The organism is Streptomyces sp. SirexAA-E (genome assembly GCF_000177195.2).
GTDB classification, from domain to species: domain Bacteria; phylum Actinomycetota; class Actinomycetes; order Streptomycetales; family Streptomycetaceae; genus Streptomyces; species Streptomyces flavovirens.
This window is the reverse complement of sequence record NC_015953.1, coordinates 1,086,960-1,111,785: the sequence shown is the minus strand read 5'-3', so window position 1 is coordinate 1,111,785 and position 24,826 is coordinate 1,086,960. Positions and strand designations below refer to the sequence as shown.

Genomic DNA, 24,826 nt, shown 5'->3' with positions numbered 1-24,826 from the left:
GGAAGGTGCGAACCCGACCGGAGGAGCCCGCGATGCCTTTCGCCCGCCTGGACCGAGCGACCACCCCGACCGCCCGCATCGGGCTCGGCCTTGCCGCCGTCGGAAGGCCCGGCTACATCACCCCGCACCGCGACCGCGACCTGCCCGCCGACCGCGGGGTCGACGCGCTGCGCGAGCGCACCCACGAACTCCTGGACGCCGCCTACGCGCAGGGCGTCCGGTACGTCGACGCGGCCCGCTCCTACGGCCGTTCCGAGGAGTTCCTCGCCGGATGGCTCGCCGCCCACCCGGAGGCGGACGACGTCGTCGTCGGCAGCAAGTGGGGCTACACCTACACCGGCGACTGGAACACCGACGCCGAGACGCATGAGGTGAAGGACCACAGCCTCGCCGCCTTCGAGCGCCAGCGCGCCGAGAGTGCCGAACTGCTCGGCGACCGCCTCGACCTCTACCAGATCCACTCGGTGACCGCCGACAGCCCGGCCCTGACCGACACCGCCCTGCACGAGCGGCTGGCCCGGCTCGCCGAGCAGGGCGTCACCGTCGGGTTCTCCACCAGCGGGCCCGCCCAGGCCGACGCCATCCGCGCCGCCCTCGCCGTGACGGTCGACGGGACGCCCCTCTTCCGTACCGTCCAGGCCACCTACAACGCCCTGGAGACCTCGGCCGGACAGGCGCTCGCCGAGGCCCATGACGCCGGGCTCACCATCCTCGTCAAGGAGGCCGTGGCCAACGGCCGGCTCGCCGGTACCGAGGCACCCGCCGTCGTCCGCGAGATCGCCGCCGACGAGGGCCTGGAGGCCGACGCCGTGGCCCTGGCGCTGGTCCTGCGCGAACCGTGGGCGGGCGTCGTCCTGTCCGGAGCGGCGACCGTGACCCAGCTCGCCGCCAACCTCCACGCCCCGCTCCTCGACCTCGACCCGGAACGCCTGGACCGGCTGAGCGCCCTCGTGGAGGAACCGGAGGCGTACTGGCGCTACCGCTCCTCGCTCCCCTGGACCTGACCGCGTGCCGGGAAGGCCTCACGGGCGCGCCGGACCGCGCCGCCCGGAGGCTCCCCGGGGCGCCGTGCACGCCCGTGCGACCGGTCAGGAAAGAAGAAGCGCGACCGGCCGCCCACTCAGTAGCGTCGGCGGCACCGGTGAGGACGCGACCGGGCCGGTGGAGCCGGCGGGGACGCGAGGACGGCCCCGCCCGACAGATGGAGACGCGATGAGCAGGGCCACGACGACGGACACCCAGGCGTCCGCGCCGCACGCCGCCGACAGCCACGACCTGATCCGCGTGCACGGGGCGCGCGAGAACAACCTCAAGGACGTCAGCATCGAGATCCCGAAGCGGCGCCTGACGGTGTTCACCGGGGTCTCCGGCTCGGGCAAGAGCTCGCTGGTCTTCGACACGATCGCCGCCGAGTCCCAGCGGATGATCAACGAGACCTACAGCGCCTTCGTCCAAGGCTTCATGCCTACCCTGGCCCGCCCCGAGGTGGACGTGCTCGAAGGGCTGACGACGGCGATCATCGTCGACCAGCAGCGGATGGGCGCCGACCCCCGCTCCACCGTCGGGACCGCCACCGACGCCAACGCGATGCTGCGCATCCTCTTCAGCCGGCTCGGCGACCCGCACATCGGCCCGCCCAGCGCGTACTCCTTCAACACCGCCTCGGTCCGGGCGAGCGGCGCGATCACCGTCGAACGCGGCGCCAGGAAGACGGTGAAGGCGACCTTCAACCGCACCGGAGGCATGTGTACGCGCTGCGAGGGCCGCGGCACGGTCTCCGACATCGACCTCGCCCAGCTCTACGACGACTCCAAGTCGATCGCCGAGGGCGCGTTCACCATCCCCGGCTGGAAGTCGGACAGCTTCTGGACCGTGCGGACCTACGCCGAGTCGGGCCTCCTCGACCCGGACAAGCCGATCCGCGACTTCACCGAGCAGGAGATGCGGGACTTCCTGTACCGCGAGCCGACCAAGGTGAAGGTCGAGGGGGTGAACCTCACCTACGAGGGGCTGATCCCCAAGATCCAGAAGTCGATGCTCTCCAAGGACAAGGAGGGGATGCAGCCGCACATCCGGGCGTTCGTGGACCGGGCGGTCACCTTCACCGCCTGCCCCGAGTGCGACGGCACCCGGCTCGGCGAGGGCGCCCGGTCCTCGAAGATCGGGGGGATCAGCATCGCCGACGCGTGCGCGACGCAGATCAGCGACCTGGCCGAGTGGGCGCGCGGCCTCGACGAGCCGTCCCTGGCGCCGCTGCTCACCACCTTGCGGCAGACCCTGGACTCGTTCGTGGAGATCGGTCTCGGCTACCTCTCGCTGGACAGGCCCGCGGGCACGCTGTCCGGCGGCGAGGCGCAACGCGTCAAGATGATCCGCCACCTCGGCTCCTCGCTGACCGATGTCACCTACGTCTTCGACGAGCCCACCGCTGGCCTGCACCCGCACGACGTCCAGCGGATGAACAACCTGCTGCTGAGGCTGCGGGACAAGGGCAACACGGTGCTGGTGGTGGAACACAAGCCCGAGGTGATCGCCGTCGCCGACCACGTCGTGGACCTCGGCCCCGGCGCGGGCACCGGGGGCGGCACCGTCTGCTTCGAGGGGACCGTCCAAGGGCTGCGCGCCGGTGACACGCTCACCGGCCGCCACCTCGACGACCGGGCCTCGGTGAAGGAGACGGTGCGCAGGCCCACCGGTGCCCTGGAGATCCGCGGCGCGACGGCCAACAACCTGCGCGACGTCGACGTGGACATCCCGCTCGGGGTGCTCGCCGTCGTCACCGGGGTCGCGGGCTCCGGCAAGAGCTCGCTCGTCCACGGATCGCTCCCCGCGGGCGAGGACGTGGTGTCGATCGACCAGAGCCCGATCCGGGGATCGCGGCGGAGCAACCCGGCGACGTACACCGGGCTCCTCGACCCGGTCCGCAAGGCGTTCGCGAAGGCCAACGGAGTGAAGCCGGCGCTGTTCAGCGCCAACTCCGAGGGCGCCTGCCCGGCCTGCGACGGCGCCGGGGTCGTCTACACCGACCTGGCGATGATGGCGGGTGTGGCGACCACCTGCGAGGACTGCGAGGGCAAGCGGTTCCAGGCCTCGGTGCTGGAGTACCACCTAGGGGGCCGCGACATCAGCGAGGTGCTCGCCATGCCGGTGAGCGAGGCGCGTGACTTCTTCGGCGGCGGCGAGGCCCGGACACCCGCGGCGCACCGGATCCTCGACCGGCTCGCCGACGTCGGACTCGGCTACCTTACCCTCGGCCAGCCGCTCACCACGCTCTCCGGCGGCGAGCGTCAGCGGCTCAAGCTGGCCACCCACATGTCCGACAAGGGCGGTGTCTACGTCCTCGACGAACCGACGACCGGTCTTCACCTGGCCGACGTCGAGCAGCTCCTCGGTCTGCTCGACCGGCTCGTGGACGCGGGCAAGTCCGTCATCGTCGTCGAGCACCACCAGGCGGTCATGGCGCACGCCGACTGGATCGTGGACCTCGGTCCGGGAGCCGGACACGACGGCGGCCGGATCGTGTTCGAGGGCACCCCCGCCGATCTCGTGGCCGCCCGCTCGACCCTCACCGGCGAACACCTGGCCGCCTACGTCGGAGCCTGACCGGACGGTGCGGGTACCCGGCCGCCGGGGCCCCGCACCGCTGCCGGGTGGCGCCGCTCGCCCCACGGTGAGACATTGGCGTCTCAAATGAGTTAGTCTCGTCTCATGACTCTTGATCGTGAGCAGGTGCTGCGCAGCGCGGCCGCCCTGCTCTCCCGGAAATCCACCGCCACCATGGACGAGGTGGCCAGGGCCGCCGGTATCGGCCGGGCCACCCTGCACCGCCACTTCGCGGGGCGGGACGCCCTGGTCAGAGCGCTGGAGAACCTCGGCATCCAGGAGTTCGAAGCGGCCCTGGACGCCGCGGCACTCGACGAGGGCAGCGCCGAGGAGGGCCTGCGACGGCTCGTGATCGCCGTCGAGCCCGCCGCCGGACTGCTGTCCTTCCTCGTCACCGAGAACCAGCTCTTCGAGGGCGACGACCTCAACGAGGGCTGGGACCGGCTGGACGCCCGGGTCGCCGCCTTCTTCCGGCGCGGCCAGGAGAGCGGCGAGTTCCGGATCGACCTCACCCCGGCCTGGCTGACCGAAGCGCTCTACGCCCTCATCGGCGCCGGCGCCTGGGCCGTCCAGGTCGGACGCGTCGCCGGACAGGACTTCCCGCACATGATCGCCGAGTTGCTGCTCGGCGGAGCACGTCGGAGCGTGGAGCAGTGAGCACCCCCAGCACACCCCCTCATGAGGCCCCGACGCCGGACGAGCTGCGCCCCCCGGGGCGGTGGATCGCCCTCACCGTCCTCGTCCTGGCCGTCCTGCTCGTCGCCGTCGACGCCACCGTCCTCGGCCTGGCGACGCCGTTCCTCAGCGAGGACCTGAAGCCGACCGGCACCCAGCTGCTGTGGATCGGCGACGTCTACTCCTTCGTCATCGCCGGCCTCCTGGTCTCCATGGGCAGCCTCGGCGACCGCATCGGACGCAAGAAGCTGCTGCTCAGCGGCGCTCTGGCGTTCGGCGCGGTCTCCGTGCTCAACGCCTACGCGACCGGTCCCGCGATGATGATCGTGGCGCGGGCCCTCCTCGGCGTCGCCGGTGCCACCCTCATGCCGTCCACGCTCGCCCTCATCCGCAACCTCTTCCACGACCCGCGCGAACGCAGCCTCGCCATCGGCATCTGGGGCGCCATGGCCTCCGCCGGCGCGGCCGTCGGCCCCGTCGTCGGCGGTGTCCTGCTGGAGCACTTCTGGTGGGGCTCGGTCTTCCTGATCAACCTGCCGGTCATGGCGGTCCTGGTCGTCGTCGGCATCAAGATGATCCCCGAGTCGAAGAACCCGTCACCCGGTCCCTGGGACCTGCTCAGCGTGGTGCTGTCCCTCGTCGGCATGGTCGGCGTCGTCTACGCCGTCAAGGAGGCGGCCGCGCACGGTGTGAGCTGGGGCGTCGCCGGGGCCGCCGTCGGCGGGGTGCTCGCCCTCGTCGGGTTCGTCCGGCGGCAGTTCCGCCTCCCCTCGCCGCTGCTGGACATGCGGCTCTTCCACCACCGGGGCTTCTCGGGCGCGGTCCTCGCCGACCTGCTGACCATCCTGGGACTGTCCGGCCTGGTCTTCTTCCTCTCCCAGTTCCTTCAGCTGGTCCAGGGCCGCAGCCCGCTGGAGGCCGGCCTCGCCGAACTGCCCGCCGCCGTCGGCGCGGTGGTCGCCGGACTGCTGGCGGGCCGGGCCGCCCGCCGCTTCTCGGTCCGCTCGGTGGTCTCCGGCGGGCTCGCCGGGATCGGCCTGGCCCTCGCCGTCGTCACCGTCATCCACCAGGAGACGGGCTATCCGCTGCTCGGCGCCGTGCTCCTGGTCGTCGGCGTCGGCGCGGGCCTCTCCTTCACCGTGACCGCCGACGTGATCCTCTCCAGCGTCCCCAAGGAACACGCGGGCTCCGCGTCCGCCGTCTCGGAGACCGCGTACGAGCTGGGGGCGGCGCTCGGCATCGCGCTGCTCGGCTCCGTCGTCACCGGGGTCTACCGGGGCTTCGACACCCCGGGCGGTGTCCCCGCCCCGACCACGGCCGCCGCGCACGAGTCGCTGGGCGGCGCCGTGGAGGCGTCCCAGACCCTGCCCGCCCCCCAGGCGCACGCACTCGTCTCGGCCGCGCAGCACGCCTTCGTGGACGGCCTGGCCGCCGCTGCGGGCGTCGGCGCCGCGGTGCTGCTGGCGACCGCCGTCGCCGCGTGGTTCCTGCTGCGGGGGCAGAGGCTGGAGGACGGCGTGGAACATCCCTGACCCGGCGTCCGCCGGTACGCGAAAGGGCCCGTGCCCGGGGACCGCTCCCCGGACACGGGCCCTTCGGCCGGCCTCTCAGGCGGCCTTGGCCTTCGTCGCGTACATGTCCACGTACTCCTGGCCGGACAGCTGCATGACCTCGGTCATCACCGAGTCCGTCACGGCGCGCAGCACATAGCGGTCGCGGTCCATGCCCTCGTAGCGGGAGAACTCCATCGGCTCGCCGAAGCGCACCGTGACCTTGCCCGGCCGGGGCAGGCCGGAACCGCTGGGCTGGAGCTTGTCCGTACCGATCATCGCGAACGGCACCACCGGCGCGCCCGTCATCAGCGTCAGCCGCGCGATGCCCGTGCGGCCCCGGTAGAGCCGGCCGTCGGGGGAGCGGGTGCCCTCCGGGTAGATGGCGAAGGCGTGGCCCTCCTCCAGCACCCGACGGCCCGTCATGAGCGCCGCCACACCGCCGCGTCCGCCGTCCCGGTCCACCGGGATCATGCCGCAGCCGGTGAAGAACCAGGCCATCAGACGGCCCTTGATCCCCTTGCCGGTGACGTACTCGTCCTTGCCGATGTAGAACACCGGCCGGTCGCAGCAGATCGGCATGATCATCGAGTCGATGAACGTCAGATGGTTCCCCGCGAGGATCACCGGCCCGGTGCCCGGAATGTTCTCGGCGCCCTCCACCTGCGGGCGGAAGAGCAGGCGCAGGATCGGGCCGAGCACTGCCTTGATGACCGTGAGTCGGGACAACGCATCCTCCGGGGTCGTGGCCGGCCCGGCCGGGTCGGAATCGTGCAAGGGTCTGTGCAGGTGAGGACGATACTCGCGGCCCCCGCCCCCACGCACATCGGGTTCACGGAACGGATACGCGGTGTTGACGTGTGTTTCCGCCGTGTTCGTCCAGCGTGCGTCCTTCCGATGGCGTAGTTCCCTACGATCGCACTCGCTCGACAGGTGCCGGACATCACACGCGAGGAGCATCCATGACACAGCGCGCGCAGTCAGGTCCCGGACGGCGGACCCTCCTGGGAGCGGCGGCCGTCCTCGGTACGGCGGGACTCGCGTCGGCCGGTACGGCGGCAGGCCCGGCGCACGCCGCCGAGCGCGGCCGGGGCTCGTACCGCGACCTGCCCGTGCCGACCGTCGTCGGCCACCGCGGCGCCAGCGGCTACCGGCCCGAGCACACGCTCGGCTCCTACCAGCTGGCCCTGGACATGGGCGCCCACATCATCGAGCAGGACCTGGTCCCCACCAAGGACGGCCACCTCGTCTGCCGCCACGAGAACGACATCACCGGCACCACCGACGTGGCCGGCCACCCCGAGTTCGCGAGCCGGAGGACCACCAAGAAGGTCGACGGCGTCAGCCTCACCGGCTGGTTCACCGAGGACTTCACCCTGGCCGAGCTCAAGACACTGCGCGCCACCGAGCGCATCCCCGGCAACCGCCAGGAGAACACCGTCTACGACGGCCGCTGGGAGGTGCCCACCTTCGAGGAGGTCCTGCGCTGGGCCGACCGGGAGGGCCGCCGCAGGGGCGCGCCCGTCTGGCTGTACGTCGAGACCAAGCACCCCTCCTACTTCCGGAGCCTCGGCCTCGGCCTGGAGGAACCCCTCGCACGGCTGCTGCGCCGCCACGGCCGGCACCGCGCCGGCTCCCCGCTGCTCCTCCAGTCCTTCGAGCCGGGATCCATGCGGCGGCTGGCGAAGCTGGTCGCCACCCCGCGCGTCGTGCTGCTGTCCGGCCCCACCGAGCGGCCCTGGGACTTCGTCGAGTCCGGCGACCCGCGCACCGTGGCCGACCTGGTGACGCCCGCCGGACTGAAGTGGATCGCCTCCTTCGCCCAGGGCATCGGCCCCACCCTGGACCTGGTCATCCCCAAGGACGCGGCGGGCCGGCTCACCGAGCCCACCACCCTCGTCACCGACGCCCACGCGCGCGGCCTGGTCCTGCACCCGTACACCATGCGCAACGAGAACACCTTCCTGCCCGCCGACTTCCGGCGCGGCACGGACCCGAACGCGTACGGCGACGTGTTCGGCGCCTTCCGGGCGTACTTCGAGACGGGCATCGACGGAATCTTCTCCGACAACCCGGACACCGCCCTGCTCGCCGCGGCGGACTTCGGGAAGCGCTGACGGACCCACCGGCCCGCCGCGTCAGCCACCCGGCCGGGATGCCCCGGTCGGGTGGAGCCGCGCCCGTACGGCAACCGCCCGCCCGCGGTGCACGTTGACGGGGTATGACGCTTCTCGCCCTCGTCCGCGCGCTGCACCCGCTGGTGCGGGCCGAGACCGCGGCCGAGGCCCCGGCCGCCGGGATCGAGGCGGCGGACCTCGAACAGTCCGTCTGGCTGCGGCTGCTGGAGCGCCAGGCCGGGCACGGGCAGCCGGCCGACCCCGCCCGCTGGGTGCGCGCCGCCGTACGCGCGGAGGCCCGCTCCGCCCGGCGCAGGGCACTGCGTGAGCGCTCCTGCCGGGGCGACGACCTCCCCGGTGACTCGGGCGGCCGGCCCGAGAGGATCGCCGAAAGCGCCGACGAGCGCCGGGCGTTGCGGGCCGCGGTGGAGCGGCTGCCCGGGAAGTGTCCCCGGCTGCTCGGCGCGATACTGGCCGACCACGACCCGACGTACCGAGAAATCGCAGGGGAGTTGGGTATCTCACAGGGGAGTTTGGGTCCGATGCGTTCCCGTTGCCTTGGATGTCTGCGCAGAATGCTCGCGGCGGAGGTTGTAGCTCCTGAACCGCGGGGAAAGACGCGGTAGACAACCGGCGGACCAGGTGAGCGGGAGAATGCGCACATGGGCATGAGCGTGACCATCTCGGCGGCGACGGCGCAGGACGCCGAGCAGATCTTCAGACTCCAGTACCTCTGTTTCCAGAGCGAGGCGGAGCTCTACGGCAACTACCGGATCGACCCGCTCGTCCAGACCCTGGAGTCGGTCCGCGACGAGATCGCGGCCGACCTCGTGTTCGTCGCCCGGCTCGGCGACGAGGTCGTCGGCTCGGTGCGCGGCTCCATCGACGGCGAGGGCGTAGGCCGGATCGGCCGGCTCTGCGTCCACCCGCGCCTCCAGGGGCATGGGCTCGGCACCCGGCTGCTGCGTGCGGCTGAGGCCGGCCTGGCGGGCGAACGGGCGGCCAAGCGCTTCCAGTTGTTCACCGGCGAGCGCAGCGAAGGCAATCTGCGGCTCTACCGCAAGGCGGGGTACGCACGGGTGGGTGACACCACCGGTGAGGACGGCGTCCGCCTGATCACGCTGGAGAAGGAAGCCGCGGCGCCGGAGTTCGTCACCAGCGCCTGAACCGCCCTCGCGGTCCAGGGGTCACACCCGGCGGGCCCGGCGCAGCCAGATCATCCCGGTGACCGGCAGGATCACCGGGATGAACAGGTAGCCCATGCCGAAGTCCGACCACACCGTGGCGTCCGGGAACGCGGACGGCTTCACCAGCGTCCACGTGCCCACGACCAGGACACCGGCCAGTTCGGCGGCGCAGCACACGAGCGCCGCCCGCCGGGCCTTCTCGCCGCCCCGCACCAGCGAGTAGGTGATGAAGCCGTACACGACGGCGGCCACGGCCGACAGGATGTACGCCAGCGGCGCCTTGTCGAAGTCCAGGATCATCTGGACGACCGAGCGGGAGGCGGCGGCCACGGTGAACACCCCGTAGAACCAGACCAGTACCCGTCCGGGCCCGGTGCCCAGCTCGAACTGCTGCTTCTGCGCGGACGTGGAGGCCGGGGCCCCGGTGCGGTCGGTGTCGGTCACGGTCAGCTTCCCCAGATGTCGTAGAGCCGCACTTCCAGGACGGCCAGCACGACCGCGCCGGCCGCCACCGTCACCGAACCCCAGCGGGTCCGCTCGGTCAGCGACAGGAACCCCGCCGCCGGCACGGCCGCGAAGGCGCCGATGAGATAGGCGATGAAGATGGTCATGCCCTGGTCCGGCCGCTCGCCGCCGGCCAGCCGCACGACACCGACCACCAGCTGGGCCAGGGCCAGTACGGAGACGACGGCCATCCCGATGAAATGCCAGTCCTTCGTGGGCTGGTCCCGGTAGGCGGCGAATCCGCACCAGGCGGCGAGGGCGAGCGCGGTCACGGCGACCGCGACCGTCAGGGCGACGAGCATGGACCGAGGGTATTACGGACGGCCGGGGCCGCCGCGTGCGGCCCCGGCCGTCCGGGCGGTGTCCGGCGGGCGGAGGCCGGGTGGGGGTCCTGTCCAGGAATCGTGGCCTTGACCACAGACAACCCCCGGCGGCACTTCGCGGGCCCTCTCCTGAGCGCTTCGGTCCGCATGTCGTCGCCGCAGGTCAGAGCCGTATGGCAGACGCTTTCGGTGCGCCCGTACGCCTCTCGGGACACCCATCCACGGCTGTCCGCTATGCGGACGGTCCGGATCACGGGAACGTTACGTCTGTTTTACTGGGGCGCATGACCACGACGAGCTGCCGCACCCCTGCGACCGAGGCGACCCTGACGCCCGGTGCTCGTTGTATGTGTCGAATGCGCGCCTTCTGAGGGCCCCCGCCTGAGCCTCGCGCCCCGAAGCGAGACCGAGCCCGTGCCGTCCGCGCCCCGCGGACCGAGCCTGCCCGGGTGCGAGCCGCGCCCGGACACCCCGGGCCGGGCCGTGCCGAGACTCCCACCGGTCGACCACCCAGACCCCTGAGCACAGTCTCTTCAGACGAACGCCCCGTGCCCGGCGGACCCCGCGCCGTGCACTCGACAGTGACGGAAACCCTGTGATCACCACCTCGGGCCTCACGAAGGTCTACCAGTCACGCGGCCGTGAGGTCACCGCCCTGGACGGCGTGGACCTGCACGTACGCGAAGGCGAGGTCTACGGCGTCATCGGACAGAGCGGCGCCGGCAAGTCCTCCCTCATCCGCTGCGTCAACCTCCTCGAACGCCCCACCTCCGGGACCGTGACGGTCGCCGGACAGGACCTCACCGCGCTCGCCGGACGCGGCCGCCGGGCGGGCAAGGGGCTCCGCGAGGCGCGCAGCCGCATCGGCATGGTCTTCCAGCACTTCAACCTGCTGTCCTCCCGCACCGTCCGGGGCAACGTCGAGCTCCCCCTGGAGATCCTCGGGATATCCGGACAGGCCCGCAGCCGCAAGGCGCTCGAACTCCTCGACCTGGTCGGCCTGGCCGACAAGGCCAAGTCCTACCCGGGCCAGCTCTCCGGCGGCCAGAAGCAGCGCGTCGGCATCGCCCGCGCCCTGGCCGGCGACCCGAAGGTGCTGCTCTCCGACGAGGCGACCTCGGCGCTCGACCCCGAGACCACCCGTTCCGTCCTCCAGCTGCTGCGGGACATCAACCAGCAGCTCGGCCTCACGGTCCTGCTCATCACGCACGAGATGGACGTCGTCAAGACCGTCTGCGACTCGGCCGCGCTGATGAGGCAGGGCCGGATCGTCGAGTCCGGCACCGTGGACGGGCTGCTGGCCACCCCCGGCTCCGAACTGGCCCACGCGCTCTTCCCCGTCGGCGGCGCCGCCACCGGCCCCGACCGCACGGTCGTCGACGTCACCTTCCTCGGCGAGGCCGCCGCCCGCCCGGTGATCTCCCAGCTCTCCCGCACGTACAACATCGACATCTCGATCCTCGGTGCCGCCATGGACACCGTCGGCGGCCGGCAGATCGGGCGCATGCGCATCGAGCTGCCCGGCCGCTACGAGGACAACGTCGTCCCCATCGGCTTCCTGCGCGAGCAGGGCCTCCAGGCCGAGACCGTGGACGCCCCGTCCGACGGCAGCCCCGACGTCCCCGCGCGGACCGCCGACCCGCTCACCAAGGAGGTGGCCAAGTGACCTGGTCCGAAATGCAGCCACTGCTCAGCCAGGGAACCGTCGACACCCTCTACATGGTGCTCTGGTCCGCCCTCGTCACCGTCATCGGCGGACTCCCGCTGGGCATCCTGCTGGTCCTCACCGACAAGGGCGGGCTCCTCCAGAACGTCGTGGTCAACAAGGTCGTCGGCGCGATCGTGAACATCGGCCGCTCGCTGCCGTTCATCATCCTGCTGATCGCCCTCATCCCCTTCACCACCTGGGTCGTCGGCACCTTCATCGGCCCGTCCGCGATGATCGTGCCGCTCGCCGTCGGCGCCATCCCCTTCTTCGCCCGGCTCGTCGAGACGGCCGTGCGCGAGGTCGACCACGGGCTCGTCGAGGCCGTCCAGTCGATGGGCGGATCCGTCCCCACCATCGTCCGCAAGGTCCTGCTGCCGCAGGCCCTGCCGTCGATCGTCTCCGGCGTCACCACCACCGTGATCGTGCTCATCGGCTACTCCGCGATGGCCGGCGCGGTCGGCGGCGAAGGGCTCGGCTCCAAGGCCGTCACCTACGGATTCCAGCGCTTCGACAACCAGTTCATGCTCATCACCGTCGTGCTGCTGGTCGTCATCGTGACCGTGGTCCAGCTCATCGGCGACCTCGCCGTACGCCTGCTGGCCCGCCGGGGCCGCGCCACATCCTGACTTCCTTCTCCCCGCAAGCCCGAACTCCTTGTCCGGGCGCACCGTCACCACCGGAAAGAGGCACTCTTCGTGCGTAAGAACATCAAGCTCACCGCCGCTGCCGCCGCCACCGCCGCGCTCGCCCTCGGGCTCAGCGCCTGCGGCACCGACTCCGACCCCGCCTCCAAGAGCGAGTCGGGTGCGAACGCCGACACCTCCAAGGCGCTCGTCGTCGCCGCGTCCCCGACGCCGCACGCCGACATCCTGAACTACGTCAAGAAGAACCTGGCGGAGAAGGCCGGACTCAAGCTGGAGGTGAAGGAGTTCACGGACTACGTCCTGCCGAACACCGCCACCGAGAACGGCCAGGTCGACGCCAACTTCTTCCAGCACAAGCCCTACCTGGACGACTTCAACAAGAAGAACAAGACCCACATCGTCCCGGTGGTCGACGTCCACCTGGAGCCCCTCGGTCTCTACTCCAAGAAGATCAAGGACATCAAGGACATCAAGTCCGGCCAGACCGTCGCCGTGCCCAACGACACCACCAACGAGGGCCGCGCGCTCCAGCTGCTCGCCGACAACGGCCTGATCACGCTGGAGGACGGCGTCGGCACCGACGCCAAGCTCAGCGACATCACGGACAAGAAGGGCCTGACCTTCAAGGAGCTGGAGGCCGCCACCGTGCCCCGCGCCCTGAACGACGTCGACGCCGCCGTCATCAACGGGAACTACGCCCTCGAGGCCGACCTGAAGCCGGCCACGGACTCGCTGGCGCTGGAGAAGGCCGACGGCAACCCGTACGCCAACTTCCTCGCCGTCAAGGAGGGCAACGAGAAGGACCCGCGCGTCCAGAAGCTCGCCGAACTCCTCAACTCCGACGAGGTCAAGAAGTACATCGAGGACACCTACCAGGGCTCCATCGTCCCCGCCTTCGGCGCCCCCGCCACCTCCTGACCCCGGCACGCCGCACACCGGCCGAGCCCCGTACACCCGCACCGGGTGCGCGGGGCTCGGCCGCGCACCCGGCCATGCGCGTCACCCGTCCGATGCTGCATGCTGGTGCCTTTACACGGTCTTGAGGCATGGAGCTGCGCATGACTACCACCTTCCCGTCCATCTCCATCAGCACGGACAGGTTGGTGCTGCGCCCCTTCGACATGGCCGACGTGCCCGCGTACATCGAGATGATGAACGACGAACAGGTCGTGGCCTGGACCGACGCACCCCACCCCTACACCCAGGTCGACGCCGAACGCTGGGTCCGCAGGATCGCCGCCGCCGAGCGCACCCAGGGCCACGGCATCGTCTTCGCCGTCACCGAGTTCCTCACCCAGCGCCTGGTCGGCTCCGTCCGGCTGCTGAACACCGACTGGCGCACCCGGGCCACCGAGGTCCGCTACATCACCGCACCCTGGGCGCGCGGCGAGGGGTACGCCACCGAGTCCGTGCTCGCCGTCGCCGAATGGCTCTTCCGCGACCAGACGTTCGAGCGCCTGGAGTTGCGCACCCACGCCGACAACACCGCCTCCCAGCAGGTCGCGCAGAAGCTGGGCTGCATCAGCGAGGGCGTCCTGCGCAACGCGCGCATAGCGCGGACCCGCACCGACAACGGCACGGACGGCGGCTGGACCGACATCAGGACCGACCTCATCGTCTGGGGGCTGTTGCCCGAGGACCTGGAAGGGGTCGCCGAACAGCTCGCCGACGCGGGCGGCTACGCCACCTACGACGACTGGAACTGACCCCGCCCCGTCTCCCGGAAGCCCCCGGCCGGGCCCCGGCGCCGACCGGATACGCTCACCCTGGCTCCGCCTACCCGGCACGGAGCGCCCCCGCCTGCGACACCCCCTGGAGACTGACGACGATGTCCGACCGGGTCACGGTGATCGGCTGGGACGGCTCGCCACTGACCACAGCGGCCACCGCCGCGCTCTCCGCCGCCACGCTCGTCGCCGGAGCCGGCCACCACCTCGCCCTGCCCGAGGTGCCGGTCGGCGCGGAACGGATCCGCCTCGGCAGCGTCGACCTGGCCGCACGCAGGATCGCCGGCCACCGCGGCAGCGCCGTCGTCCTCGCCGACGGGGACCCCGGCTTCTTCGGCGTCGTACGCAGCCTGCGCGCACCCGAACACGGCTTGGAGGTCGAGGTCGTGCCCGCCGTCTCCTCGGTGGCCACCGCCTTCGCCCGCGCCGGGATGCCCTGGGACGACGCCCAGGTCGTCGTCGCCCACCCCCGCACCCTGCGCCGCGCGGTCAACGTCTGCCGAGCCCACCACAAGGTCGCCGTCCTCACCTCACCGGGCGCCGGACCCGCCGAACTCGCCCTCCTGATGGAAGGCGTCCACCGCACCTTCGTCATCTGCGAGGAACTCGGCACCGCACGCGAGCGGGTCACGGTGCTCACCTCCGACAAGACCGCCGACCACGCCTGGCGCGACCCGAACGTCGTCATCGTCATCGGCAGCGGCCCCGAGACCACGGCCACCGGTGCGTGGATCGCGGGCCGCCGCCCCACCGGTGTCCCCGGCACCCGTGGATGGGCCCTGCCGGCCGGGTCCCACGGGCCCCGCGCCGGCGCCCCCGGCGAGGGCGAGTCGCCCGGACTGCGCGCCGCCCAGCTGGCCCGCCTCGGGCCGCGCACGGGCGACCTCGTCTGGGACATCGGCTCCGGATCCGGCGCCTTCGCGGTGGAGGCCGCCGGCTTCGGGGCGGCGGTCCTCGCCGTGGACGACGACCCGGACGCGTGCGCCCGTACGGCGGCGGCCGCCCGCACCTGCCAGGTGGCCCTCCAAGTGGTCCAGGGCCGGGCCCCGCACGTCCTGGAACGCCTGCCGGAGCCCGACGTGGTGCGGATCGGGGGCGGCGGCGTCCCCGTCGTCACCGCGGTCGCCGCGCGCAGGCCGGAACGCGTCGTCACGCATGCCGCGAACCGCGACGAGGCCGAGGCCCTGGGCGCGGCCCTCGGCGAGAACGGGTACGCCGTCGAATGCGTGCTGCTCCAGTCCGTCGCACTGGACACCTCCGCCTGGACGGAACGCGAACGCTCCGTCGTGTTCCTGCTCTCCGCGGTCCGTTCCGACCTCGCCCCCTGACCCGCTCGCGGTGGAGCGCGAGGTAGGCTGAGCGATTGTTGTACCGCACCCGGCCGTTCGACGGTTCGTTCGTCAATGTCCGGAAAAGGGGACCGTTTTGGTCCGCGATGTGGTACAGCGCAACCGGGGGACGCGCAACGTGGCGCAGTCCACAGCGAGCCGTCGCGGAACGGTCCGGCACGGCGGCGAACGACCGCCGACGGACGGTACCGCGCGCGTTCCGTGCCGCGCGGCGAGCCCGCTCGTTCTAGTTGACGAGCACCGGCGTGCCGTGGTTCGGGCATCCCGGGCGAAGGGCCGAAGGAGCACTGACGATGGGCGAGGGGTACGCATGACTGACACCGGCCAGATCCCGGGCGAGGGACTGCCGGAGCACGCAGGCATGGTGGAGCAGCCGGGCGTCCCCGCCCCGGACGCCTACACCTTCCTCGACCCCTCCGAGCAGGCCCCCGAGGACGACGACCTCCTGCTGATGCCCGCACCCCAGGGCGCGTGGAGCGACGCTCCGACCGCACCGGGCGAGCACCCCGCGCAGGGCCAGGCCCCGGGCGGCGCGTACGACACGGGCTCCGTCGACCTCGACGGGGCGCGGATCCCCGCGCCCGCGCCCGTGCAGACGCCCGCCCAGGTCCCGGTGTCGGTCCCGGCGGCCCCGCCCACCCGCCGACCGCTGCACCGGGGGCCCGTCGAGGCCCCGTCCTACGGCGGGAACGCCACCGGGGGAGTCGTCCGCTCACTGGCCGACCGCGGCCCGGCCGGTTCCCCGCAGACACCCGCGCCCGTACGGCACGCCGGTCCGCCCACGGCCGGCCCCGAGTACTTCGACGCCCCGGCCGACGCGGCGGGGCTCCTGCCCGGCCCGCAGCTGGGGGAGATCCCGCCGCAGGGCGCGACCCCGTGGGCCGCCCAGGCGCCCGGGACGGCGCCGGCCCAGCCGGTGGCCGAGGCCCCCGCCGCCGCCGAGGCCGTCCAGGAAGTGGCTCCCGCGCCGGAGCCCGCTCCCGCACCTGCCCTGGTGGACCCCGCACCTGCCCCGGAGGCCGCACCCGCACCCGCTCCGGAGACCGCGCTGCCGGAGCAGGCGGCCCCCGCAGAAACGGTCGTCCCGGAGGCGGCCCCGGAGCAGCCCGCCGCCGCCGTGGCCCTGCCTCAGGCTCCGGCGGAGCCGCACGCCGAGCCCGCCCGGACGCTGCCCGAGTCCGCCGTCGAGGCGGCGCCCGAGTCCGCCGTCGAGCCCGACGCCCAGCCCGCCGGTCCTTCTGCGGAGGAGGCCGCTCAGGCGCCCTCTGCCGGGACCATGGGCGGCCAGTTCGTCGCCGTGGACGCTGCCGCCCCCACGGACGCGCACCTCGCCCCCGCCCCCGCCCCGGAACCGGCCCCCGCCGTCGAGCCGGAGCAGGAGCCGCGGCCCGAGGAGGCGCAGCAGCCGGAGGCCGAGACGGAGCCGGTCACCGCCGGGCCGGTCACCACCGAGCCCGCGCCGTTCGTCGAGGCCGCGGCCGCGCGTGCCGCCGAGGCCGCCCCCGAGGCGCAGGAACCGGTGGCCGCGCAGGTGGCCGAGGAGGTCGCCGCCCCGGAGCCCGAGCCGGAACCGGAGATCGTCGAGACACCGGAAGCCGAGGCACCGGAAGCCGAGACACGGGAAGCCGAGGCACCCGAGCCGGCGGCGGACGGACCCGCGCCCGAGGCCGAGGCGCAGGCCCCCGCCCCCGCCGGGGAGCCGGACGGGACGGCCCCGGAGATGCGGCCGGTGGCCGAGGAGCAGCCGGTGGCCGAGGAGCAGGCGGAACAGCCGGAGCAGGACGCGACGGCCACCGAGCCGACGGCCGAGGCGCCGGCAGCCGCCGAGCAGGCGCCCGCCGCCGACGAGACGCCCACCGCCGACGAGACGCCCGCCGCCGAGGAGCCGCCGGCCCAGGAGGCCCCCGTCTCCCCGCCCGCCCCCGGCTACGACGACGCCGAGCGCGAGGCCGTCCTCCGCGTCATGCGCGAGCGTCGCGACATCCGCAACGGCTTCCGCAGCGACCCCATCCCGCACGAGGTGCTGCTCAGGGTCCTGGAGGCCGCCCACACCGCTCCGAGCGTCGGCCACTCGCAGCCCTGGGACTTCGTCGTCATCCGCTCCGCGGAGACCCGCCGCTCCATGCACGAACTGGCCCAGCGCCAGCGCGAGGCGTACGCCAAGTCGCTGCCCAAGGCCCGGGCCAAGCAGTTCAAGGAACTGAAGATCGAGGCCATCCTCGACACCCCGGTGAACATCGTCGTCACCGCCGACCCCACCCGGGGCGGCCGGCACACCCTCGGCCGGCACACCCAGCCGCAGATGGCCCCGTACTCCTCCGCGCTCGCCGTCGAGAACCTGTGGCTGGCCGCCCGCGCCGAAGGGCTCGGGGTCGGCTGGGTGAGCTTCTTCGACGAGCGGGAGATGGTCCGCGAACTCGGCCTGCCCGAGCACCTGGAGGTCGTGGCGTACCTGTGCGTCGGCTACGTCGACGAGTTCCCCGAGGAGCCCGAGCTGATGCAGGCGGGCTGGTCCAAGCGCCGCCCGCTGTCCTGGGTCGTGCACGAGGAGACCTACGGCCGCCGCGCCCTGCCCGGTGAGGAGCCGCACGACCTGCTCCAGGAGACCATCGCCAACATCCGCCCGCTGGACGCCAAGGCGCTCGGCGAGGCGTGGGAGCGCCAGAAGCGGATGACGAAGCCCGCGGGCGCGCTCGGCATGCTGGAGATCATCTCGGCCCAGCTGTCCGGCCTCTCCCGGATGTGCCCGCCGCCGATTCCCGAGCCCGCGGCCGTCGCGATCTTCGCCGGGGACCACGGGGTGCACGCCCAGGGGGTCACCGCCTGGCCCCAGGAGGTCACCGGCCAGATGGTCGCCAACTTCCTGAGCGGCGGGGCGGTCTGCAACGCCTTCGCGGCCCAGGTGGGCGCCGAGGTCTGCGTCGTCGACGTCGGTGTCGCCGCCGAGCTGCCGGCGTCCCCCGGACTGCTGCCCCGCAACGTCCGCCGTGGGACGGCCGACTTCACGACCGGCCCCGCGCTGACCCGCGAGGAGGTGCTCGCGGCGATCGAGGTCGGCATCGAGACCGCCCGCGATCTGGTGGCGGCCGGCAACAAGGCCCTGGTCACCGGCGAGATGGGCATCGCCAACACCACGGCCTCCGCCGCGCTGATCTGTGTCTACACGGGCTTGGACCCGGCCGAGGTCACCGGGCGCGGCACCGGCATCAACGACGAGATGCACGCCCGCAAGGTCGATGTGGTCCGCCGTGCCCTGGAACTGCACCAGCCCGACCCCACCGACCCCATCGGGGTGCTGGCCGCGGTCGGCGGTCTGGAGCACGCCGCCATGGCGGGCTTCCTGCTCGGCGGCGCGTCCCTGCGGACGCCGGTGATCCTGGACGGCGTGAGCGCCGGCGCCTCGGCCCTCGTGGCCCGGGCCGTCGCCCCCGAGGCGCTCGCCGCCTGCATCGCCGGACACCGCAGCGCCGAGCCCGGCCATGTGGCGGCCCTCAACAAGCTGGGCCTGCGTCCGCTCGTCGACCTGGACCTCCGGCTCGGTGAGGGGACCGGCGCCCTGCTGGCGCTCCCCATCGTGCAGAGCGCGGCACGCGCCATGCACGAGGTCGCGACGTTCGACTCGGCGGGCGTCACCGAGAAGTAGACCGGACCCGCCGGGCGCCACGGCGCCCGGCGGGACTCCGGTCACGGCGGAGGGGCGGGGGCCAGGGGCACCCGCCCCACCACCCCGTATCGTGGTCCCACGCCGGAACCCGGGCGCCCGCACCGGGCGCTCCCGAGCACCCGCCGACGGGCCACGCCCCGACGCCACCAGCCCCGCCCCGTCACCACCGCCTCACCGCCGCTCCACCGCCGCAGCGGCCCGCAGCACATCGCACCCTGCATCCCGCACGAGGAGCCGCACGAGCCATGCCCGAGTACGACGATCACCCCGCCTACCCCGTCGGACTGCGGCTGACCGGCCGCCGCGTCGTCGTCGTCGGCGGCGGTCAGGTCGCGCAGCGCAGGCTCCCGGCCCTCATCGCGGCCGGGGCGGACATCACCCTGATCTCCCCGTCGGCCACCCCGTCCGTCGAGGCCATGGCGGACACCGGCGAGATCCACTGGGAGCGGCGCCGGTACCAGGACGGTGACCTCGCCGACACCTGGTACGCCCTGATCGCGACCACCGACACCGCCGCCAACGACGCCGCGTCCGCCGAGGCCGAGCGCACCCGCACCTGGTGCGTCCGCAGCGACGACGCCGAGGCCGCGACCGCGTGGACGCCGGCCACCGGACGCAGCGAGGGCATCACGGTCGCCGTCCTCACCACCACCTCCCACGGCCGTGACCCCCGCCGCTCCGCGGCCGTCCGGGACGCCATCGTCGAGGGCCTGCGCGACGGCACCCTCGCCGCCCCGCACCACCGCACCCGCGCCCCCGGCGTCGCCCTGGTCGGCGGCGGCCCCGGCGACCCGGACCTCATCACCGTCCGCGGCCGCCGCCTCCTCGCCGAGGCCGACGTCGTCATCGCCGACCGGCTCGGCCCCCGTGACCTGCTCGACGAACTCCCCCCGCACGTCGAGGTGATCGACGCGGCGAAGATCCCGTACGGCCGGTACATGGCGCAGGAGGCCATCAACCAGGCACTGATCGACCACGCCAAGGCGGGCAAGGCCGTCGTCCGACTCAAGGGCGGCGACCCCTACGTCTTCGGCCGCGGCATGGAGGAGGCCCAGGCGCTGGCCGCCGAAGGCATCCCCTGCACCGTCGTCCCCGGCATCTCCAGCACCATCTCCGTGCCCGGAGCGGCCGGGATCCCCGTCACCCACCGCGGTGTGGCCCACGAGTTCACCGTGGTCAGCGGCCACGTCGCCCCCGACGACCCGCGCTCCCTGGTCGACTGGGAGGCCCTCGCCCGGCTGCGCGGCACCCTGGTGCTGCTGATGGCGGTCGACAAGATCGGCGCCATCGCCCAGGCGCTCGTCGCCCACGGCAAGTCCCCGGACACCCCCGTCGCCCTCGTCCAGGAGGGCACCACCGCCGCCCAGCGCAGGGTCGACGCGACTCTCGCGACCGTGGGGGAGCGGGCCGCCGCCGAGGACGTACGCCCCCCGGCGGTCATCGTCATCGGCGAGGTCGTCACCGTCGGCGCCGGTCTCGCGGGCTGACCACCCACCCATCCTCCCGACCGAAACAAGGCAGTACGAGCCGTGGCTGAACTCCTCACCGTCGACGACCCCGACGACCCGCGCCTGAGCGACTACACGGACCTGACCGACGTCGAGCTCCGGCGCCGGCGCGAACCCGCCGAGGGCCTCTTCATCGCCGAGGGCGAGAAGGTCATCAGACGGGCCAGGAACGCCGGGTACGAGATGCGGTCCATGATGCTGACCGCCAAGTGGTTCGACGTCATGCGCGACGTCATCGACGAGGAGCGGGCCCCGGTCTACGCGGTCACCCCGGAGCTCGCCGAACGCGTCACCGGCTACCACGTCCACCGCGGAGCCCTCGCCGCGATGCGGCGCCGGCCGCTGCCGGCCGTGGACACCCTCCTCGCCCCCGCGACCGGGGACGTACGCCGGGTGGCCGTGTTCGAGGACATCGTCGACCACGCCAACCTGGGCGCCGCCTTCCGCAACGCCGCGGCCCTCGGCGTCGACGCCGTCCTGCTCACCCCGCGCTGCGCCGACCCGCTGTACCGGCGGGCGGTCAAGGTGTCGATGGGGTCCGTCTTCCACGTCCCCTGGACCCGGCTGGAGTCCTGGCCCGACGACCTCGCGCTGCTCGGCGCGGCCGGGTTCACCACCGCGGCCCTCTGCCTCAGCGACCGCTCGATCACCCTGGACGCACTCGTTGCCCGTGCCCACGAGAAGCTGGCGCTGATCTTCGGTACGGAGGGCGACGGGCTCACGGCCCAGGCGCTCGCCGCGGCCGACGCCCACGTCCGTATCCCGATGGACGCCGGGGTCGACTCCCTCAACGTCGCCGCCGCCTCCGCCGTCGCCTTCTACGCGACCCGCGTCACGCGGCCCTGACCGCGTCCGGCCCCGATCCGTACGCCGGTACCGCGACGCCGTCCCGGACCGGCACCGGCGTACCGCCCATCCCGCGCGCCGGACCCTGGCAACCCTGGGCGGCCGCGATCCCCAGGGCCACCAGCAGCGTCACCACCACGAAGACGACGAGCCGCTGGCGCAGCAGCCGAGGATTGGCGGGCCGCCGCGGGCCGCTCCTGCCCGTCCCCGTGGTCCGGGGACCCGGCCGGGTGCCGGGGCGGCCCTTCGTCCCCGCCCCTCCGGCCGCTCCCGTGGTGTGCGGGCGCTTCCCGGGGCGTGCGCCGCCCCGGGACACCTGCGGCCGAGGCCCGGACCCGCCCGTACGGGGCGCGGCACCCGACCGCGACGGCGCGGGCCGCCTCGCGGACGGGCGGGGCGCGGAGGCGGGCCCGCTCGACCGCCGGGTCTGCTGCTCGGTGTACGGGCCCTCCAGCCGGCCGGTCGGCCGGTCCAGTTCCTGGCCACGGCGCTGCGCGGGAGGCCGCCGCTCATGCAGCCCCTGCGCCTCACGCGCGGCGATCTCCTTGAGCCGCATGGACAGCTGCAGGGTGCTGGGCCGCTCCTCGGGGTCCTTCGCGAGACAGGCCCGGACCAGCGGGGCGAGCGCGTCGTGCACATCGAGGAGATGCGGCTCCTCGTGCACCACGCGGTAGAGCATCACCTCGGAACTGCCGTGCCCGAACGGCGAATCGGCCATCGCCGCGTACGCCAGCGTGGCGCCCAGAGAGAACACGTCCGTGGCCGGTGTCACCGCCGCGCCCCGCACCTGCTCCGGTGCGAGGAAGCCCGGAGAGCCCACGGCGGTACCGACGTGGGTGAGCGTGCTGGCCCCGGTCGCCCAGGCGATCCCGAAGTCGATGATCCGGGGGCCCTTCGGGGAGAGGAGAATGTTCGAAGGCTTCAGGTCCCGGTGGACGACCCCCGCCTCGTGCACCGCCACGAGCCCTTCGGAGAGCGCCGCCCCGACGGAGGCCACCTCGGCCGCCGACAGCGGACCCTCCTCGGCGACCTTGTCGTGCAGCGACGGCCCGGGGACGTACTGGGTCGCGAACCACGGGCGGTCCGCCTCCAGGTCGGCCGCCACCAGACGGGCCGTACACCCGCCGCGGATCCGCCGGGCCGCGGACACCTCGCGGGCGAAGCGCGAACGGAACTCCTGGTCCTCCGCGAGGTCGGGCCGGATCACCTTCAGCGCGACCCGCTGGCCCCTGCGGTCGGAGCCCAGGTAGACGACGCCCATGCCGCCCGCGCCGAGCCGCCGGTGGAGCCTGAACGAGCCGACGACACGCGGGTCCTCGCGCCGGAGCCGCATCATCGCCATCGTCTGCCCATCCCCGCTGCCTGGTCCGCCTGACGAGGCACAGCTTACGTACCCGTGGCGCGGCGCGCTCAGAGGCCGCGCCCTCGCTCCCGGAACGATTGCCGGTGCGCGGTGGGCGGGGTGAGTCGGGGTCAGCGGGGCCCGGGAGTACGGCCGGCCGCGGGCCGGCGTTCTCAAGGCACGGCCGACGGAGGGGTATTGCGTCAGTGACGGTCAGTCAGGCCCAGGACCGTCCGGTACGGGGGGCGCCGGAGGCACGGGCGGGCCCCACTCTCCGGGAGGGGGCCCCGGGGTGGGGACCGCCCCACCCCGGGGCCCCCTGGAGTGAGTGAAGTCACCCTCTTCCACGGCCTCTCACGCCCGGCCCCTTCCGGTCCCGGCAACCCGCCACGGGGAGGACACCCCCCGTACGTCCCCTCCGGGAAGTCCCCAGGGCCGAGCGGTCCGTCTCCACCCAGGGGAGTACGCCCGAGGGAGCCGGCTCATCCTCCGGGAGGCCCGCCAATCGGTACGCGGGCATGACGCCGGGCGGACCCCGTATCCCTAGTGTTGGGGTCAAGCGGCGGGTGCGGAACTCGTCCCCCGAGGCCAGACGCCCGCCGCTCCGGAACGAGTCAGGAGAGGAACCATGGCGGACACGGCTACGCGGACCATGATCCGCACACGGAGCCGCAAGGCGTACGCCTCCTTCGGCGTACGCCCGTCCGGTCGCCGCCACCCGGTGGTGGCGACGGCCATGGTGCTTCCCCTGGCGGCCCTGCTCGTCGTCGTCTTCGGCGGCTGGGACGCAGTGGTCACACAGGCGTCGTCCGTGGGCGTGATGCTGGGGCGCTGAGCGGCGCCCCGGGTCCGGAAGAGCGGTCCGGACCGGGACATCCGGCCAACAACCCCGTGGGGACGGGGGTGCGGCGGACGGCAGCGTTTGTCCGGCCAGCTGGGGAGCTGGCCGGACATCGCGCTGTCCGGGGCCTGTGCGGTCCGGCGCTCCGCGTAGGCTCGTCGCCCGGGCCGGCCGCGCGGCCGGCCGTCCCGCCGCCCGGGGGAGCCGTACCCATGACCACCAGCCCTGCCGTGCGCGCGCTGGGCGACCTCGCGCACCAGGGCGCCCACGCGCCCGCCGCCTGCGACTGCGCACCGCCCGGGGTCCTCGCGGACCGGCCCGACGGCACGGTGGTCCGCAGCGGCCCGGTGGTGGCCAAGGCGCACGCGCCGGACGCGGACGCCCCGGCCCTCACGGCCCGGCTGGCCCTGGCCGCATCGCCCGCACTGGCGGGCATCCTGCTTCCTCCGCTCGCCGTACCACCCACGCCGGACGGCCTCGGGCAGGCCCGCACCCTGGAGGGCCGGACCGTGACGCTCTGGCCCTACGGCGTGCCCGTGGACCCGGCGGACCCCGACGCGGCCCCGTGGGAGGAGACGGCCGTCCTCCTGGCCCGGCTGCACCGCGCCCGGCCCCCGCACCCCCTCCCGCCGATGCGGGGACCGGCGAAGGCGGCCCGAGCCGTCGCCCGTATGCGCGCGGCCCGCGCCCGGACTCCGGGAGGTGCCGCCGCCGGGGGCATCGCGCCCGTGCTGGCGGCCTGGCGAGGACTGCCCGGCTGGGCGCGTGACGAGGCCCCCGCCCCCGCCCACCGGGCCGGCTTCCTCTGCCACGGAGACCTGCACCTCGGCCAGCTCGTCCGGCACCCCGTCCCGGACGGCCCCTGGCTGCTGATCGACGTCGACGACGCGGGGCTGGGCGACCCCGCCTGGGACCTGGCCCGCCCCGCCGCCTGGTACGCCGCCGGACTGCTCGCCCCCGAGGTCTGGCTCCGCTTCCTGGACGCCTACCGCGCCGAGGACGGACCTGCCGTACGCCCCGACGGGGATCCGTGGCCCGAGCTGGACGTCCCCGCGCGAGCCCTCACCGTGCAGACGGCCGCGCTCGCCGTGGCCAAGTCCCTGGCCCAGGACCGGAGTCCGGACGAGGTGGAACAGCTGATGATCGACGCCTGTGCCCGAATCGCGTGCCGGTCGGCCGAGTTGGGCGCCGCGTCCACGTCGTAGGGTGAACCGGCGGACGCCGGGCATGCATTCCGG

At 73.5% G+C, this 24,826-nt stretch carries 21 protein-coding genes; 17 read left to right on the top strand and 4 right to left on the bottom strand.

Annotated features, from left to right (window positions below):
- Positions 1-32: 32 nt before the first annotated feature.
- The 4 genes from SACTE_RS04770 to SACTE_RS04755 all read left to right on the top strand — a co-directional run bounded on the left by SACTE_RS04770 (position 33) and on the right by SACTE_RS04755 (position 5,810).
- On the top strand, positions 33-1,004 hold the full coding sequence (locus SACTE_RS04770) for an aldo/keto reductase (RefSeq protein ID WP_014044893.1): 972 nt from the start codon (positions 33-35) through the stop codon (positions 1,002-1,004).
- 208 nt (positions 1,005-1,212) lie between these two features.
- Positions 1,213-3,603 carry an excinuclease ABC subunit UvrA gene (locus tag SACTE_RS04765; RefSeq protein ID WP_014044892.1) on the top strand — a complete coding sequence of 797 codons (2,391 nt, stop codon included), beginning with the start codon at positions 1,213-1,215 and terminating at the stop codon, positions 3,601-3,603.
- Between the two features lie 105 nt (positions 3,604-3,708).
- Complete coding sequence (locus tag SACTE_RS04760) at positions 3,709-4,260, top strand: TetR/AcrR family transcriptional regulator (protein WP_014044891.1); 552 nt, start codon at positions 3,709-3,711, stop codon at positions 4,258-4,260.
- A complete protein-coding gene (locus SACTE_RS04755) occupies positions 4,257-5,810 on the top strand; it encodes an MFS transporter (RefSeq protein ID WP_014044890.1) in 1,554 nt (517 codons plus the stop codon). The genes SACTE_RS04760 and SACTE_RS04755 overlap by 4 nt, the downstream gene beginning before the upstream one ends.
- A gap of 75 nt (positions 5,811-5,885) precedes the next feature.
- Here SACTE_RS04755 and SACTE_RS04750 read toward each other — a convergent pair whose 3' ends face one another.
- A complete protein-coding gene (locus SACTE_RS04750) occupies positions 5,886-6,557 on the bottom strand; it encodes a lysophospholipid acyltransferase family protein (RefSeq protein ID WP_014044889.1) in 672 nt (223 codons plus the stop codon).
- 233 nt (positions 6,558-6,790) lie between these two features.
- Between SACTE_RS04750 and SACTE_RS04745 the strand changes: the two genes are divergently transcribed.
- The 3 genes from SACTE_RS04745 (at position 6,791) to SACTE_RS04735 (ending at position 9,111) form a co-directional block, all read left to right on the top strand.
- A complete protein-coding gene (locus SACTE_RS04745) occupies positions 6,791-7,945 on the top strand; it encodes a glycerophosphodiester phosphodiesterase (protein WP_014044888.1) in 1,155 nt (384 codons plus the stop codon).
- Positions 7,946-8,049: 104 nt separating this feature from the next.
- Entirely contained in the window at positions 8,050-8,571 is a 522-nt protein-coding gene (locus SACTE_RS04740; RefSeq protein ID WP_014044887.1) for a sigma-70 family RNA polymerase sigma factor, read from the top strand.
- Between the two features lie 36 nt (positions 8,572-8,607).
- Positions 8,608-9,111, top strand: coding sequence for a GNAT family N-acetyltransferase (locus SACTE_RS04735; RefSeq protein WP_014044886.1), 504 nt, complete (start codon positions 8,608-8,610; stop codon positions 9,109-9,111).
- Between the two features lie 21 nt (positions 9,112-9,132).
- Here SACTE_RS04735 and SACTE_RS04730 read toward each other — a convergent pair whose 3' ends face one another.
- A complete protein-coding gene (locus tag SACTE_RS04730; protein ID WP_014044885.1) occupies positions 9,133-9,576 on the bottom strand; it encodes a hypothetical protein in 444 nt (147 codons plus the stop codon).
- Positions 9,577-9,578: 2 nt separating this feature from the next.
- Positions 9,579-9,938 (bottom strand): hypothetical protein, encoded by a 360-nt coding sequence (locus SACTE_RS04725; protein ID WP_014044884.1) that lies wholly within the window; start codon positions 9,936-9,938, stop codon positions 9,579-9,581.
- 616 nt (positions 9,939-10,554) lie between these two features.
- On the opposite strand from SACTE_RS04725, the gene SACTE_RS04720 reads away from it, so the two are divergent.
- The 8 genes from SACTE_RS04720 (at position 10,555) to SACTE_RS04685 (ending at position 21,405) form a co-directional block, all read left to right on the top strand.
- Positions 10,555-11,625: an ATP-binding cassette domain-containing protein gene (locus SACTE_RS04720; protein WP_014044883.1), complete on the top strand. Its 1,071-nt coding sequence runs from the start codon at positions 10,555-10,557 to the stop codon at positions 11,623-11,625.
- Positions 11,622-12,293, top strand: coding sequence for a methionine ABC transporter permease (locus tag SACTE_RS04715; RefSeq protein WP_014044882.1), 672 nt, complete (start codon positions 11,622-11,624; stop codon positions 12,291-12,293). The genes SACTE_RS04720 and SACTE_RS04715 overlap by 4 nt, the downstream gene beginning before the upstream one ends.
- Positions 12,294-12,362: 69 nt before the next feature.
- A complete protein-coding gene (locus SACTE_RS04710; RefSeq protein WP_014044881.1) occupies positions 12,363-13,229 on the top strand; it encodes a MetQ/NlpA family ABC transporter substrate-binding protein in 867 nt (288 codons plus the stop codon).
- A 140-nt stretch (positions 13,230-13,369) separates the two neighbouring features.
- Positions 13,370-14,017 carry a GNAT family N-acetyltransferase gene (locus SACTE_RS04705; protein WP_014044880.1) on the top strand — a complete coding sequence of 216 codons (648 nt, stop codon included), beginning with the start codon at positions 13,370-13,372 and terminating at the stop codon, positions 14,015-14,017.
- Between the two features lie 122 nt (positions 14,018-14,139).
- The gene (gene cbiE / locus SACTE_RS04700; RefSeq protein ID WP_014044879.1) at positions 14,140-15,366 is read left to right on the top strand and encodes a precorrin-6y C5,15-methyltransferase (decarboxylating) subunit CbiE; all 1,227 of its coding nucleotides are present in this window, start codon (positions 14,140-14,142) and stop codon (positions 15,364-15,366) included.
- A 331-nt stretch (positions 15,367-15,697) separates the two neighbouring features.
- A complete protein-coding gene (gene cobT / locus SACTE_RS04695; protein ID WP_014044878.1) occupies positions 15,698-19,030 on the top strand; it encodes a nicotinate-nucleotide--dimethylbenzimidazole phosphoribosyltransferase in 3,333 nt (1,110 codons plus the stop codon).
- A 266-nt stretch (positions 19,031-19,296) separates the two neighbouring features.
- Positions 19,297-20,538, top strand: coding sequence for a uroporphyrinogen-III C-methyltransferase (cobA, locus tag SACTE_RS04690; RefSeq protein WP_014044877.1), 1,242 nt, complete (start codon positions 19,297-19,299; stop codon positions 20,536-20,538).
- Positions 20,539-20,580: 42 nt separating this feature from the next.
- Positions 20,581-21,405 (top strand): RNA methyltransferase, encoded by an 825-nt coding sequence (locus SACTE_RS04685; RefSeq protein WP_014044876.1) that lies wholly within the window; start codon positions 20,581-20,583, stop codon positions 21,403-21,405.
- Here SACTE_RS04685 and SACTE_RS04680 read toward each other — a convergent pair.
- Complete coding sequence (locus tag SACTE_RS04680; protein WP_014044875.1) at positions 21,392-22,747, bottom strand: serine/threonine-protein kinase; 1,356 nt, start codon at positions 22,745-22,747, stop codon at positions 21,392-21,394. The genes SACTE_RS04685 and SACTE_RS04680 overlap by 14 nt on opposite strands.
- A 628-nt stretch (positions 22,748-23,375) precedes the next feature.
- On the opposite strand from SACTE_RS04680, the gene SACTE_RS04675 reads away from it, so the two are divergent.
- Together SACTE_RS04675 and SACTE_RS04670 are read left to right on the top strand one after the other, a co-directional pair.
- Positions 23,376-23,582, top strand: a complete 207-nt coding sequence (locus SACTE_RS04675; protein WP_014044874.1) for a hypothetical protein — start codon at positions 23,376-23,378, stop codon at positions 23,580-23,582.
- Between the two features lie 218 nt (positions 23,583-23,800).
- Positions 23,801-24,793 (top strand): aminoglycoside phosphotransferase family protein, encoded by a 993-nt coding sequence (locus tag SACTE_RS04670; RefSeq protein WP_014044873.1) that lies wholly within the window; start codon positions 23,801-23,803, stop codon positions 24,791-24,793.
- The last annotated feature ends 33 nt before the right edge of the window (positions 24,794-24,826 follow it).